Here is a 12,680-nt window from a genome sequence, read left to right on the forward strand (position 1 = left end):
AGGTTAATTCTTTTGAGCGGTTTGTAGGGAATCGTTGTCGATGAGATAGATATAAGTATTGTATTTCAGCTTCGCCTTGTTCTTGCGGATCAGGTCGGCAATTGCCGAGGAAGTTGACTGGAACATTTTGCTGACCGAACTCATGATGAACTGGCTGCCCGAGGTCCCGTCAAGGGTCACGCCCTGTACAGAGCTGCCACCAAGATCTTTTGTAAAATCGCGAAATGCCGATGATGGGACGTACAAGCCTGGTAAACCATCCAGGTCATAAACCTGCAGCTTCACCGGCAGGATCCTGCCACCAGCGACTATGGAACTGATCACGAGGCTGACCCGCTGTTCGGAAAAGCCGCTGATCTGGGCATAGAGCAAAGTGCCTTTGGCTACGAGGTTATCACCGGCACGGATATCCTCCAGCAATTTCAGGCGAAGGCGGGAGCCTGCATACCCTGTGATACTTTCATCGATCATCGCGGAAATGAAGCTGTTGTTCCCTCCGGGTTTAACTGTATTGAAGTCGCCAGTTATACTATCATTTTTTCTGACCTCCAGCTTAGGGCCGGCAACGTTGGTTTTAGCCAGCTGCTCCGCAGCAGCCTGTTTTAGTTTCTGCGCCTTATATTCCGGATCATTCATTTTACCCACGCTGTCGATGTAAGCCATCTGCTGCTTAAAGATGTCCATCGGGCCAGGTTCAGCAACCGTGTGCTTTGAAGGTGCTGGCATCCGGCGGCGTTCCATGCCCTGTATGGCCGCCGCAACAGCCTTGTCCTGGTTATCCGCCGGTAAGGGAGCATATCTGGCCTTCATTGCTTTTTCGATGGAATCCAGTGTGCGTTTTTCGTTGCTGCTGTAAGGATCACGGAAGGCCGGGTAGCCCGATGTTTCCTTAGGGATGACATTTACAGCGCTAAACCCGTCTGCATCCTTAAAGGTGTTCCTGTAGGCGTCCAGCTTATCCGACAGGTTTTTTTTTCGTACATCCGAAGAGACGTTTGCAACCGTCGCGTTCAATCCCGGTTTCGGTTTCGTTTCCGGCTCTTTTTTAGAGAAGCCGCTTTGCCAGGCGTAGTAAAAGAGGATCAGGAAAGGCAAGGCGATGGCCGGCAGCACATATTTGGGCTGTTTAAAATCTATTTTCATGATATGATTAATTAATGTCGGTTTCGGATCACCCGGAGCCGGTCAAGCGCGCTGTCCAGCTTCAGGCTGTCCTTTCGAGAGAGCTGTTTTTTTGACGCCAGGCTGTCTACCAGATGTTTCAGGGCGAGCGTTTGCCGGATATCTACCGAAGTTTCGATAATCTTACTGAAGCCGTCTGCGGCGGGCTCGAATACTTTCGATATCGCAGGAAAGCCCGGTTTTTCCCGTGCTCTGAAAAGGGTAAAAGAAAGGATCATGGACAAAAACATGGCTGCGACCATGATACCGAAAGAAACTTTTGGACGTCTTTCGGCACGTTTCCGGAAGGCCTCACCAAGCCATTTGAAATACCCGCTGAACTCTTTTTTGATTTCGCTGAACAGCGTATCCCTGGGATCGCGGTTAGAATGTATTCTTTTCCACATCTTCGAGGTCCTTATTTTCTAAAGTTTTCCAGTTGGTAATGATGACTCCGTGCGGGTTATTATCGCTACGGGGGATATCTTTCAGATAGCCTTCGGTAATGAGTGAGCGGATGACGGTCGAACTCCTGCGGTCGATCTTCAGTTTACCATAGTAGCGGAAGTAACGTTTCGGCATATCCAGTGCTATAGAATCTGTCTGCAACGTAAGTACTGAACTCGAACTGAGGATGGAATTGAAAAAACCTTTTTCCTTCAAATCGTTGTATTGCTGCATACCGGATTCATCGATGAGGTACATGGCTTTTTTCATCTGGTATTCCATATATTTATCGTCCGGCGTCAGCGAAAAGAAAAGGGAATGAAACACATCCACTTCCGCCCTGTATTCAGCGGGCCGGTTGATCTGCATGTCAGTTTGTTTGGCCAGGATAGGCACGTTATTGTCGAGAATATATATGTTACGCTGGGAGGCAGCAACCAGGCGGTAAGAGTAAAAGCAATTGACGGCAACAATGATGAGTGCCGTCAGTAAACTTCCGATCGATACAATGGTAGCGAGCCGGATCTTATCTTCAATATTTTTAATGATCATAGCGATAAATAAAAAGGCCCCGCAAGGAGCCATGAGTTAATAATTCAAATTGGGAACTATAAAATCGCGACAACCGCCTTTTTTGCGGCGGCTGTTACGGTGCCGGAACTGCGCCCAAACGTTGAGGCGGCCGAACTTATGCCAGAGGTGGAAATGATCCAGGTGGAGATACTGGGCACCGTGAACATACAGATCGCACCGATCAGGAAAACGATGATCACTGTTCCAAAGGAAATGATCCCGTTTCCTGCAAACAAGGTGATCTTCCCCATATCTGCCGCCATGCCATGTTCGCCTACAAGCTCCTGGTATTTCACGATCTCCGAGGTCAAGGCATATTCCTGCATCAAACCGGTCAGGTACATGATCAGGTAGGCGATCCCCGAATAAAGGTTTACCGAAATAAAACGGGCGATCCAAGTACTGAAGCTGTCGCGGAATGCCGGCAGGATACTGGCCGCGACCGCAAAGGGACCGAGAATAATGAGGATCGTGGAATAGATAATTTGCAACATAAAGATCACATAAACCGCAAGGCGGAGGATCCAGATCCCGAGGAGTTCCAGCAAGTTAGTAAAGAGTAGCTGCAGGCCCATGGCCAGTCGGTTCTTCAATTCCAGTATGGGAGATATGATCGTGCCGATACCCTGCTTGACCGTACTGGTGACCGAGTTCCATGCCTCGTCATACCAGGTATCGCTTTCCTTTTCAGCAACTTCCGTTTGCGCCTGGTAGGTGTACAGTGAATTGGTCACGGCGACCATGAGTTCCGAGCGTTTCACCCGCAGGTTATTCACGATATGCTGTTCGCTGTTGAACATTTCCTCCGTTTGCTGTGCAACGAGATCGGTCGGGAAAGCGACCATTTTTACAAAAACGCCCCACCATAAAATAATCATGGCGAGACCGAAGGGGCGCAATAGCGGCATGATTTCCAGCTGCTTATCCCCTACCATCATCTCGTAAGACTTGACAGCGAAGAAAATGATCATGAATATGGCAGCAAGGGCCTTGGCATCAGCAATGAACAGGTCGAAATGCGTCCAGACGGAATCTTTTAAGCCTTTCAAAAAAACCATTACGCCGGATTCATAGACACCGTCTCCCTGCAGAAATTCGAGGGTCGTAGTATGGTCTTCGTCAGCGCTGGCAGGTAAAGCGGCGATGCAGAGCAGCATCAATATTAGTAGTATAGGAATTTTCTTTTTCATCGGATATGTTGTAAAACTTTTTGAGCGATTTCGATGTCAGTTTGCGGCTTCCAGGCACCCAGGCTTGTACTACCTGTTTTCAGTTTTTCCTGCCGGGCGGTCATATCGAGCGTAGCCTGGGCCGAGGCGGTCCTGATCGCCCAAATGCCTGATTTCGTTCGGAATTCATGGAGCAAACGATAATAGGTCATGATCCTGGAACCGCGGTCCATATCGCTATTACGGGCCCCGTCGAGCCTTTCTTTGAGCCTGTCCAGCTCATTCCGATACCAGTCATAGAGCCCCTCGGAGACGAGGTTCTGCTGTACCGCAACCGGTAATCCTGCGAGGATCGATTGCATCGAATGGTTCAATACGGGCCCGAACTGATCTTTATAATAAAGTAGCCATAAGGGGTCAGCATCGCTCAAAAGGCCGGATTGGGAGGCTATTTGAGAAAGGGCTGTGTTCCGCAGGGTATCGGATTGTAATTTGTGTTTGTCATCAACAGACTGCATCGTGGCCACCGCGGCAAGCCGCTGGGTCTGGGGGCCGTTTGCCCGCAAGGGGCGGAGGTCTGTCTTGTGGTAATTAGGATAGGGAAAACCCCAGACCAGCCAGTAAAACGGGTTGAGGCCTAAAAAACCGGAAGAGGGCTTGAATTTATTCTGGTCCCATTGCTGGAACACCATCCGCTGCTCCTGGTAACGCAGCGCTTCATCATTGATCTTTTGCTGTCCACGGCCCGCTGTGCAACACAGCTCCAGGCAGGCCAATAAAAATATATACTTTTTCATTCTCTTAAATATTTAGCGTTTCGGATGATCTGGGTGACATAATCGCGGTCATGACTGATAAAATCGCGGAAGGGGTTCATGCTTTTGAACAGACCGTTTTGCCTGGCCCAGAACATGGCTTTCCAGCAGCCGTAGGCAAGTCCGTCAAGGATTTGCAACTGCGTTACAACCTTGTGTAGCAACTCGTCGCGGGCACTGTAATCGGCGAGCATATTACTGCCTTCTTTGAGCACGAAGCCGGAAACATCGGAAACCAGGGCGAGTGCCCGCTGTCGCATTTCGTTGGTCATACCGTTGGCAAAGGCGAGCAGGAATGGATTGGTTTTCGCCAGTTCGAGGGATTGCGTGACGTAGGAGCTTATATCGCTCACGATAAAAAACATGTATTTTACTTCAAGACCGTCCTTCAGTGCGGAGTTCACATTGGAAAGTGAACGATAGATCATCTCCTGTGCCAGTACGACCGATCCGGCATTGGTATTCAGGTTGTCGATATCGGTATTTATCTTAGCAAGATATTGCTGGTGCGTTGTTTCAGCCGAGCTGCGTACGGCCGCGTTTGCCACAACCGACTGATAATGCTTAGCGTCGAAGACAGCTTTTTGAGCATCAGCGCAGTCCGCCAATAAAAATGCCCAAAGGACTATAAAGATCATTTTCATAATTTGAGGTATTTGGCGTTTCGTAAAATATCTTTTGCCAGGTCCTGATCGGCATCAATGAAACTTTGGAAGGGGTGCGCCGCTTTCAGTAGATCTGGTAACCGCGAATACTGCATCATTGCCAGCATATTCCCGGACTGGTCCTGAATGGCGCTTAGTTCCGAAAGCACATAATCAAAAAGAAGCTTACGGTCCGAAGCCTTCATCTGGTTCACGTCTCCGAGTGACAGGATCAACCCGGAAACATAACGGAGCAAACCCTTAGCTTTATCTGAAAAATCCAAAGCCGCCCCATATCCAATTGCGATCAGTGCAGGGTTATTTTCGACAAGGTCGATGATTTGCGCCTGGTTGCTGATGATCCGCTGAACCATCGGTGTCGCGTATAAACCGATCTGAGCTGCATTGATCGCTGTGCCAAGCGTATTGTACCGGCCCTGCAGGTTCCGGTAAGTAACCTTCAATCTGGCAAGGAGGGTCAGGTTCGCCTGCTCATTGGCCAGGGCGGCGGCCTGCCTGTTCCTGGCCTCGGTCTGTTGCTTGTTCTCAGATTTGGATTCTTCGACAAGCTGGTGAATGGCGGGGATATTAAGCACTTTGTGCTGGGCTACGACAACGTTACCCGATAACGACAGCAACGAAATCAAACCAGCATAACGTAACGTCAATCTTTTCATTTCTTCAGGTATTTGGCGTTATTGAGCACTTCATTAGCGATGCGTGTATCCTGGTTTTGCCATTCCGCCCAGGGGTTAAGCGAACGGAATATCCCATTCATTTTTGCCCAGTATATCGCGCGGTTCATGCCAAACGCGATTCCCCGTAATATGCGCATTTGGTCGGCTATGTGGTTCAGCAACCTGCCCCTTTCTCCGGAGTCCATGAGGTTATTAGCTCCGGGCTTTAAGACGAATGCGCTGACGTCGGCGGCGAGCATCCCTGCGCGTGTGTCAAAATCGCGTGCGCCCTGTTCAGCGAACAGCAGCAATACCGGATTGGAACGGGCCATAGAGACCGCCGACCCCACATCGTTAACGATATCCGATCCGCATTCAGCTATATCCTTCACCGTATAAAGATTATTGATGACTGCCGCTACTTCGCTCAAACCTTTATAGATCCTATTTTGCAGGTTATTGACCAATACGAGCTGACTGCTTACGGCCAGCTGCCCCTGGCCTATCAGGTTAAGCTTATCATTTGTGGTATTCAGCTGGCCATTGATCATGCCGGCATTTACAGCGATGGCCGCCGATGTCGCCGGGTCTACTACCAGCTCCTGTGAAAATGCTTTTGTCACGATCAGCAATGCAGCGATCAAACTGCTTATTTTAATTATCATAGCTTAAAATTTGAAATGTAAAAGCCACCCGGATTTTCCGGATGGCAAAGCGATGGACATGATACCAAAGGCAGTTAAGATTGATGCTTAAGGTTCACCGCGTTAACGAACCCCGCAAGCGAAAGGCCGCTTTGCCGGAAATCAGCAACAAAGGCGTCAAGGCCTTCTTCGTACGACCCAAAGGCATCGGTGTAACTTTCCACGGCTGTTTTTTCCGGTTTCTCTGTCGTGTAGGTGAGATACTGCTCGGTAGAAACCTCGACACCATAGACCTCGCCAACACTTCCCCGCCGGATGTATACTTCTTTAAAGCGGCCACGTGCAGGACCTTTCTCCAGCTGGTTGATGGTAAAGATCTTTTTCTGCTCGGTTTTACTGATAGAAAGAAGCGCTGCGATCTCCGCATATTTATCCCGAAAGTTGGACTGGTCAAGCAGGCATATCGTATCCGAATTATTGATGATACTGTCCTTAACAACTGAATTCCCGATGATATCGCCTAATTCCTGGGTTACGACGATTGCTTCGCCCCAAAACTTGCGGACCGTCTTATACAGATAGAGCAGGTAGCCCGCCATCAGGGGACTGGCAATCGCCTTCCAGGCTTCCTCCACGATCAGTGCCTTACGCATTTGGTTGCGGTACCGCATCTTCTGGATAAATACATCCATTATGATGAGCGTAGTTATCGGAAAGAGGGTTTTGTTCTCCTTCAACTGGTCAATTTCAAATACGACGAAGCGTTCAGTAAACAAAGAGCTGTCCGTATCCTGGTTGAGGATCAACGCGAATTCACCACCGGTATAAAACTTCTTCAGCACATACCTGAACTCATCGAAGTCAAAAACGATCCGTTCTTCAGACTGGATCAGGGGAATTTTTTCCAGTGCGAACTCATAAAAGGTATTGAAGTTCATATTTCCCTGCCCTGCGAAACAGCTGATGTAATATGCGCTGATGACATTGGAAATAACATCCCGTTCCACCTGGCTCAGCCCCCCTTCGGCCCCTTTCCATATTACCCCTACCAGCGTGATCAGGAAATCCTTCTTCTCGATGTTGTATTCAGCTTCGCTGATGCGGAAGGGGTTCATGGTGATCGGACGCTGATCTGTATAGGTGATGTATTTTCCACCATAATATTTGCAGAGCCCGGAATACGAATGACCGGTATCAACGATGACCACATCCATGTTGTACAACATGTATTGTTCTACCAGTGAATTTACAAAAAAAGACTTGCCCGCTCCACTGGGGGCCATCACGAATTTGTTGCGATTATTAATCCTACCTGTCCGCATCGGTAAATCTGCCAAGTCTATTCCGACCGGGATTCCCTGCCTGTCGGTAAAGCGGATAAGGAAATCCGACAGTTCATCCTTCTGAAGTGATTCTTTAAAAAAGAAACAGGCAGCTGCTTCGGCGGTTGTCAGGAACCAGTCATAGTTTTTGAGTTCGACACCATTGCCCGGCAGTATCGTTCGAAACAATTCCAGCTGATTATAAGCATTTTCGCTCGGGATGATCCCATACTGGAATAAGGCGTTTTCGACAAAATTTCCTGCTTTTTGCAAATCATTTTCACCAGCAGCGATGACGACGTTAAAGTGTGCTTTGACCAATAACAGGTTATCCCGGGCAACATCGGCTAAGAGCCGGTCGATGTCTTCAACACAAAGGTTATTGACCGGGTCGGGGATGCCGGAATGCTTTTTCTTCTTTGCCTCCAGCGCGCGCAATGTCATTACCTGGTTCGGGATATCGATGAGCTGGTTTAATACCACTGCTTCCGCATGTGGTATCCTGAAAAGAAAAGACAGGAAATCTACCGGGAAACCGCGGAGGCTTTCACTATCGTTAAGTTCAATGAAGGGACTTACTTCAGGGGGCAGGTCGATGGTATCAATATTGACCAGGCTGATACTCCGTACATGCCGTTTGCCGATCCTGATCCGGTCATCTCCCGGTGCGATATTGTCGAGCTTCAGGCAGCTTCCGTTGAAATTCATACCGAGCATGCGCAGAACAAGGTGGTTAATGGCCTCCTCCTTTAAGGCATGGGCACCGGGGATCATTTCCATTATTTTCCCGATCGACCGTAAGAAATCCTGTATCGATTTTGGATCGTAAACATAGAACCTGCCCTTTTTTACCTGGCGGGTGATGGTCAGGTAGGTTTCGATCTGCAGGCGTTCCCTGCCCTCAAAATGGGCGTTGTATTTTTGTTGGAGATATTCTTTTTGTGGGGAACCCTGATAGCGTCCCCGGCAGATGATATCCTGCTTTTGAATAATGTAACCATCGCCAAGAATGGAAATGATGTTAATCAATTGCCGGTGGAATTCTTCGTAGCCGGCAGCATGGGCAGCATAACGGGTGACCGGGTTGACCATCCCGATAACTACGGATGTTTCGCCGTTCATCCCGATCAGCAGGTTGTACCCGCTGCTTTTATCAATCCCGGCATAGGGAATGTTAAACAAAGTTTTTCCGGCCATAATGGTTGAGGATAAGAATGTGTTTTGAGCGAGTTTTCACATGCAGGCCTTTTTTCTGCTTCGACGCGGTAAAGAGCAAGCCGCCAACAATGCAGCCGATAAGTACAAATGCCCCGAGCCACATATTGATCAGCGACATGGTCAATGCGCCGAACACCAGTCCTGCGAGCAGGAAACCAATGCCCCAATAGATGAACTTCCCTTTAAATCCTTTGAATATAAGGGGCTTCTGAAGCCCCTTATAAACAGCGTACTTTGGCGGCATTTTAAAGGCCGAAGAAAGCTTTGATCACGAGCGCGGAAACGACGAGGAACACACAGCTTCCACCCCATCCCATGAGCTCTTTGTTGATATCCTGATCACCACTATTCCATTTTGAATAGACACGGATGGCGCCGACTATACCGACGATGCCGCCAATGACCAGTGTAATGTTCGTCACCGGGGCGATATAGGTTTTCAGGGTTGTGGTAGCGGTGTTAAGGCCGTTAACACCATTTTGGGCAAACGCGGGAACTGAAAGGGCAAGCAGGAATGCCATGGCCCATAACTTTTTTGTTTTGGTAAACATTAATCGAGGTATGAGAATGAAGGCGGAGATCTTTTAAGGCTACCGGGGTGGCAGCCGTGTATGCATATCAGGCGTTCAGATCTCGAACAACGCCGTCAGGAATACAGCCGAAGGGCATAAAAAAAGCCGCAATACATTGCAGCCGCTGACCGTTAGAAGGTCGTAAAGAGGTAAAAGACAGGGAACTTTTACAGGCCACCGGGTGGTGGCCTCATAAAGAAAAAAAGCGTTCAGATCCCGAACAACGCCTTTAAAAAAACACCCGCGAGCAAGATGAAAATTGCCGCATAAAACCAGCCTGAGATATCAGGCGTGATATCCCGGTTACCGTCCTGCATCCTCTTATGGATCTTGAGGGCACCGATAATACCTAAGATTCCGGCCGTCACAAAGGAAAGGTCGACGGCGGAGAAAAAATCTGAAGCAAGATCCTGTCGCGCCTGCTGCATTTCAGCTATGCCAGGTTGCGCTTGTGCGCCCAATGCAAGCAGGCAGCAACAGAATAAGAAAAATGACTTCATCAGGAAAAGCTTACCGCGCGGGTAAACTCAATGGCCTCCTGCTGAGCGAGGCCGAACATTTGTTTGATGCGCACCCCACCGGAAGAAACGATGGGAGATTCCAACCTGGCAGGGCTGTCTTCATCTGTTCCCGATTGGAGCCGAACCGGAGTTTCTTGTTCTACAAAGGTCAACACGTTTCGTTCTTCGTGATTGTCGGATTTCCCGGAACGAAGAAAGTCCCATGTGATCAATAGTCCGTAATAGCTAGCGTAAATGGCCGAAAGCCAAAGCGTAAATTTTATCCAGTTCATAATTCTGTATTTAGCATAAATTGTTTGATTACTTTTTTCAGTTCGGGGTGCTGCTCAAAAAGATATTTTACAGCGAAGGCGACGAGCTTGGTAGTATCTATATTGGTAGCGATCTTAAACTGGCTCAAAAGCAGTACGTAATCCGCGTCGAACCTCACGTGTACCATACTTTTATTATTACTGTTGTCATAATCCATAATGGCCTGCAGGATCTGCGGGATTTCGCGTACCGTTTTCTTCCGGTTGTCATTTTTCGTTTTTTTCGCGTCGGGTTTCCCCAGTTCCTCGCGGAGCTGGTCAGCCAGTGATTTCATGTTTTCCATGGATATAGTGATTGTATATAGGTTCAAAAACGGGAACGATGAGCGAGAGCAGGGACAAAGGTGTTTGAAAAGTATTGACCCGCTGGAAGTCTATCCGGTCGGGAAGCATGGCACTGATCCTTCCAAACTTGGAAAGCTGTTCGTTAACCTCCTCCATGATCTCGAATTTAGCGTTGGCTTTCACCCTGTTGGGAATAAAGACTATCGGGATCTTTGGATTGATCTTCCGCAATACGACGGTGAAGAGTATCGTAGACGTAAAGCTGAACTCATCATAGGAGAACGGGCAAATCACCAGCTCGGCAGATTGGAAAACCGGTATCAATCCGTCGTCGTCCAACTTACCTGGAAGATCGATAAGTACGATATCTTCTTTCTTTTTGCCGACGATATTCCGGAGTACCGGGTATGCCTCAAGGCTCGTTGGTACAACCTGGTAAGGCTCCGCATTTTCCAGGATCTTGGCCTTGTCGAATTTCTGTGATATGGACTGCTGATAGTCCATGTCTACCACGGTGACGGGGCAATTTTTCGCGGTGGTCAGGTAATTGGCCATGACCAGGGTGAGCGTGCTTTTTCCCGCCCCTCCCTTCTGGTTTGCTATAAGTATTGTCATGATTAAAGGTTGATTGTTACCGGGTATTTGTCCTTGCTTTTTTTTGTCGCCTGCGCCGCATGCCATGGATTTGCTGGTCATCGACATCATCAGTGATCATTACCGGAGGTATATAGTTATCCGAGAATTCGGTTGGGTATTCGCCATTGCCATCCAGATGATTTGCAGGTATCCGGTGCAACTCACTTTCGAAAAGTAAATCTCTCAAGGGCATTACTTCACCGCCCTTAAAAACTATCCTTCGTTCGTGGTCAATGATGGAATAACCATATGGCTTTTTACCATCAGCTGCATGAAAAATCAAATCGATATTGAATTGATCTTTAATTATCCGGGAAATTGCCGGGTTTGCTTTATGCCGTTCCAGCAATAACCTGATTTCCGCGGCGCGCTTTTTATCAGTTTGATAGCGCGCCGCCCGCCCAAGCACCTTAGCTTCATCGGGATCTTTTCCTAAAAAACCCCTGGCCTCCAGTATCATCAGAAACTGGGCTTTAGTGCTGAACCTGTATTTCATTGCGAATTCATAGCCCAGGACCTTGTTGATCGCGATCCTGCTCCTTTTATGTTCATAGCCGCCGGAGACCTTCCTGCCATCCCGGTCAATCCTTGTACTGACGATATGCAAATGATTATTAGCAGTATCTTTATGAAATACGAGGAGGTACGGCTGTTCACCGTATCCCATTTCTTTTAACCATTCTTCAGCGATTCCACTTAGGTTATTTTTATCATATTGCCGCCCCTTCCCGGAAATGGCTACATGGAGCTGCGGGTATTCGATCCGTTTGTTAAGGCTGGTAACCATATCGAGGTAATTGAAATAGTCCTGCATTTTCATTGACGTCAGGGCTCCGGCAATCCCGAAGTTGGCTGCCTTCATCAGTTCCGCCCTCGCACCGTCGACTTTATTAAGGTTGTAAAAAACCGCGGCGAATGAAACTGAGGGCTTCAAGAACTTGACGATCATAGCAATTAGTGGTTTATGCCAACAAAGGCATTCCTGGCTTTTCAGGGCATTCTTAAATTCTGAGGATCAAACCTTTCGAGGCAGGCGATGGTATCGTGAATAGCCCCTCCATGGCTGAACAAGGCCAGTTTTTCCAGTTTAAATTCCCGGTTCCGCCCCATGACAATGGAATGATAACCAAATGTAATTACAAGCCCTCCGGGCTGAACAACTGGTAAAAGTGCGTCTTTCAGCTGTCTGAATGGGCTGCAGATGTGGCCATTATACAACTCCATGCTTTTTCGGTAAGCATAGGGCGGATCAAGGATCACTGTATTGAACCTACGCCCTTTCCATGTCCGCAAAAACTCCAGGGCATCCAAATGGAATTCTGCCGTCATATCCGGATCGATATCATTTCGTACCTCGTCCAGGGCCAATAATGTTTTTCCGGCAAAAAGGTTCAGCACATGCCCTTCAGCATTGCCCTCCACCCATTCCCTGACCGGCCGGACGCTAAAGGTATAGCGATGCAGAGGGCATCTGACGTGTTCAAATAAAACCATAAAAAAAACGATGTATCATACGAACTAAGGAACCTTATTTTATCAGAGCAGTGTTGCCGTCTATCCTTCTCTCTATATTCGCGCCTATCTTTGAAGCTGTGCGATTAAATACATCATATGCGCTGTTTCATCACAACCTGCTATCAACGTAACCTGCTATCTGCCTGCTTTGCTATCCCGATACATCCTGA

17 protein-coding genes are annotated in these 12,680 nt (G+C 48.2%); all 17 read right to left on the reverse strand.

Annotation, left to right across the window (positions count from 1 at the left end; genetic code table 11):
• Positions 1 to 3: 3 nt before the first annotated feature.
• A complete protein-coding gene (locus MTO98_RS25765; protein ID WP_243481853.1) occupies positions 4 to 1,143 on the reverse strand; it encodes a conjugative transposon protein TraM in 1,140 nt (379 codons plus the stop codon).
• Positions 1,144 to 1,154: 11 nt separating this feature from the next.
• Positions 1,155 to 1,568, reverse strand: coding sequence for a hypothetical protein (locus tag MTO98_RS25770; protein ID WP_243481854.1), 414 nt, complete (start codon positions 1,566 to 1,568; stop codon positions 1,155 to 1,157).
• Complete coding sequence (traK, locus tag MTO98_RS25775) at positions 1,546 to 2,160, reverse strand: conjugative transposon protein TraK (RefSeq protein ID WP_243481855.1); 615 nt, start codon at positions 2,158 to 2,160, stop codon at positions 1,546 to 1,548. Before traK ends, MTO98_RS25770 begins: the two co-directional genes overlap by 23 nt.
• Before the next feature lie 56 nt (positions 2,161 to 2,216).
• Positions 2,217 to 3,371 carry a plasmid transfer protein gene (locus MTO98_RS25780; protein ID WP_243481856.1) on the reverse strand — a complete coding sequence of 385 codons (1,155 nt, stop codon included), beginning with the start codon at positions 3,369 to 3,371 and terminating at the stop codon, positions 2,217 to 2,219.
• Complete coding sequence (locus MTO98_RS25785; RefSeq protein ID WP_243481857.1) at positions 3,368 to 4,147, reverse strand: hypothetical protein; 780 nt, start codon at positions 4,145 to 4,147, stop codon at positions 3,368 to 3,370. Before MTO98_RS25785 ends, MTO98_RS25780 begins: the two co-directional genes overlap by 4 nt.
• Positions 4,144 to 4,809 carry a hypothetical protein gene (locus MTO98_RS25790; RefSeq protein ID WP_243481858.1) on the reverse strand — a complete coding sequence of 222 codons (666 nt, stop codon included), beginning with the start codon at positions 4,807 to 4,809 and terminating at the stop codon, positions 4,144 to 4,146. The genes MTO98_RS25785 and MTO98_RS25790 overlap by 4 nt, the downstream gene beginning before the upstream one ends.
• Positions 4,806 to 5,486, reverse strand: a complete 681-nt coding sequence (locus MTO98_RS25795; RefSeq protein ID WP_243481859.1) for a hypothetical protein — start codon at positions 5,484 to 5,486, stop codon at positions 4,806 to 4,808. The genes MTO98_RS25790 and MTO98_RS25795 overlap by 4 nt, the downstream gene beginning before the upstream one ends.
• The gene (locus tag MTO98_RS25800) at positions 5,483 to 6,151 is read right to left on the reverse strand and encodes a hypothetical protein (protein ID WP_243481860.1); all 669 of its coding nucleotides are present in this window, start codon (positions 6,149 to 6,151) and stop codon (positions 5,483 to 5,485) included. Before MTO98_RS25800 ends, MTO98_RS25795 begins: the two co-directional genes overlap by 4 nt.
• 74 nt (positions 6,152 to 6,225) lie before the next feature.
• Positions 6,226 to 8,649 (reverse strand): TraG family conjugative transposon ATPase, encoded by a 2,424-nt coding sequence (locus tag MTO98_RS25805; protein ID WP_243481861.1) that lies wholly within the window; start codon positions 8,647 to 8,649, stop codon positions 6,226 to 6,228.
• Positions 8,627 to 8,914: a plasmid transfer protein gene (locus tag MTO98_RS25810; RefSeq protein ID WP_243481862.1), complete on the reverse strand. Its 288-nt coding sequence runs from the start codon at positions 8,912 to 8,914 to the stop codon at positions 8,627 to 8,629. Before MTO98_RS25810 ends, MTO98_RS25805 begins: the two co-directional genes overlap by 23 nt.
• Before the next feature lies 1 nt (position 8,915).
• A complete protein-coding gene (locus MTO98_RS25815; RefSeq protein WP_243481863.1) occupies positions 8,916 to 9,221 on the reverse strand; it encodes a DUF4134 domain-containing protein in 306 nt (101 codons plus the stop codon).
• 230 nt (positions 9,222 to 9,451) lie between these two features.
• Positions 9,452 to 9,742 (reverse strand): DUF4134 family protein, encoded by a 291-nt coding sequence (locus MTO98_RS25820; protein WP_243481864.1) that lies wholly within the window; start codon positions 9,740 to 9,742, stop codon positions 9,452 to 9,454.
• A complete protein-coding gene (locus tag MTO98_RS25825) occupies positions 9,742 to 10,035 on the reverse strand; it encodes a hypothetical protein (RefSeq protein ID WP_243481865.1) in 294 nt (97 codons plus the stop codon). The genes MTO98_RS25820 and MTO98_RS25825 overlap by 1 nt, the downstream gene beginning before the upstream one ends.
• Positions 10,032 to 10,349 (reverse strand): hypothetical protein, encoded by a 318-nt coding sequence (locus tag MTO98_RS25830; RefSeq protein WP_243481866.1) that lies wholly within the window; start codon positions 10,347 to 10,349, stop codon positions 10,032 to 10,034. Before MTO98_RS25830 ends, MTO98_RS25825 begins: the two co-directional genes overlap by 4 nt.
• Positions 10,333 to 10,974 carry a ParA family protein gene (locus MTO98_RS25835; RefSeq protein ID WP_243481867.1) on the reverse strand — a complete coding sequence of 214 codons (642 nt, stop codon included), beginning with the start codon at positions 10,972 to 10,974 and terminating at the stop codon, positions 10,333 to 10,335. Before MTO98_RS25835 ends, MTO98_RS25830 begins: the two co-directional genes overlap by 17 nt.
• 16 nt (positions 10,975 to 10,990) lie before the next feature.
• Positions 10,991 to 11,944: a relaxase/mobilization nuclease domain-containing protein gene (locus MTO98_RS25840; protein ID WP_243481868.1), complete on the reverse strand. Its 954-nt coding sequence runs from the start codon at positions 11,942 to 11,944 to the stop codon at positions 10,991 to 10,993.
• A gap of 41 nt (positions 11,945 to 11,985) precedes the next feature.
• The gene (locus tag MTO98_RS25845; RefSeq protein WP_243481869.1) at positions 11,986 to 12,489 is read right to left on the reverse strand and encodes a hypothetical protein; all 504 of its coding nucleotides are present in this window, start codon (positions 12,487 to 12,489) and stop codon (positions 11,986 to 11,988) included.
• Between the last annotated feature and the right edge of the window lie 191 nt (positions 12,490 to 12,680).

The sequence above is a fragment of the Mucilaginibacter sp. SMC90 genome (assembly GCF_022811725.1).
Classification (GTDB): Bacteria; Bacteroidota; Bacteroidia; order Sphingobacteriales; family Sphingobacteriaceae; genus Mucilaginibacter.

Excerpts from the sequence above, each read along its gene's own strand:
- MTO98_RS25765 (WP_243481853.1), bottom strand. The coding sequence starts at position 1,143 with ATGAAAATAGATTTTAAACAGCCCAAATATGTGCTGCCGGCCATCGCC.
- MTO98_RS25770 (WP_243481854.1), bottom strand. The coding sequence starts at position 1,568 with ATGTGGAAAAGAATACATTCTAACCGCGATCCCAGGGATACGCTGTTC.
- traK (WP_243481855.1), bottom strand. The coding sequence starts at position 2,160 with ATGATCATTAAAAATATTGAAGATAAGATCCGGCTCGCTACCATTGTA.
- MTO98_RS25780 (WP_243481856.1), bottom strand. The coding sequence starts at position 3,371 with ATGAAAAAGAAAATTCCTATACTACTAATATTGATGCTGCTCTGCATC.
- MTO98_RS25785 (WP_243481857.1), bottom strand. The coding sequence starts at position 4,147 with ATGAAAAAGTATATATTTTTATTGGCCTGCCTGGAGCTGTGTTGCACA.
- MTO98_RS25790 (WP_243481858.1), bottom strand. The coding sequence starts at position 4,809 with ATGAAAATGATCTTTATAGTCCTTTGGGCATTTTTATTGGCGGACTGC.
- MTO98_RS25795 (WP_243481859.1), bottom strand. The coding sequence starts at position 5,486 with ATGAAAAGATTGACGTTACGTTATGCTGGTTTGATTTCGTTGCTGTCG.
- MTO98_RS25800 (WP_243481860.1), bottom strand. The coding sequence starts at position 6,151 with ATGATAATTAAAATAAGCAGTTTGATCGCTGCATTGCTGATCGTGACA.
- MTO98_RS25805 (WP_243481861.1), bottom strand. The coding sequence starts at position 8,649 with ATGGCCGGAAAAACTTTGTTTAACATTCCCTATGCCGGGATTGATAAA.
- MTO98_RS25810 (WP_243481862.1), bottom strand. The coding sequence starts at position 8,914 with ATGCCGCCAAAGTACGCTGTTTATAAGGGGCTTCAGAAGCCCCTTATA.
- MTO98_RS25815 (WP_243481863.1), bottom strand. The coding sequence starts at position 9,221 with ATGTTTACCAAAACAAAAAAGTTATGGGCCATGGCATTCCTGCTTGCC.
- MTO98_RS25820 (WP_243481864.1), bottom strand. The coding sequence starts at position 9,742 with ATGAAGTCATTTTTCTTATTCTGTTGCTGCCTGCTTGCATTGGGCGCA.
- MTO98_RS25825 (WP_243481865.1), bottom strand. The coding sequence starts at position 10,035 with ATGAACTGGATAAAATTTACGCTTTGGCTTTCGGCCATTTACGCTAGC.
- MTO98_RS25830 (WP_243481866.1), bottom strand. The coding sequence starts at position 10,349 with ATGAAATCACTGGCTGACCAGCTCCGCGAGGAACTGGGGAAACCCGAC.
- MTO98_RS25835 (WP_243481867.1), bottom strand. The coding sequence starts at position 10,974 with ATGACAATACTTATAGCAAACCAGAAGGGAGGGGCGGGAAAAAGCACG.
- MTO98_RS25840 (WP_243481868.1), bottom strand. The coding sequence starts at position 11,944 with ATGATCGTCAAGTTCTTGAAGCCCTCAGTTTCATTCGCCGCGGTTTTT.
- MTO98_RS25845 (WP_243481869.1), bottom strand. The coding sequence starts at position 12,489 with ATGGTTTTATTTGAACACGTCAGATGCCCTCTGCATCGCTATACCTTT.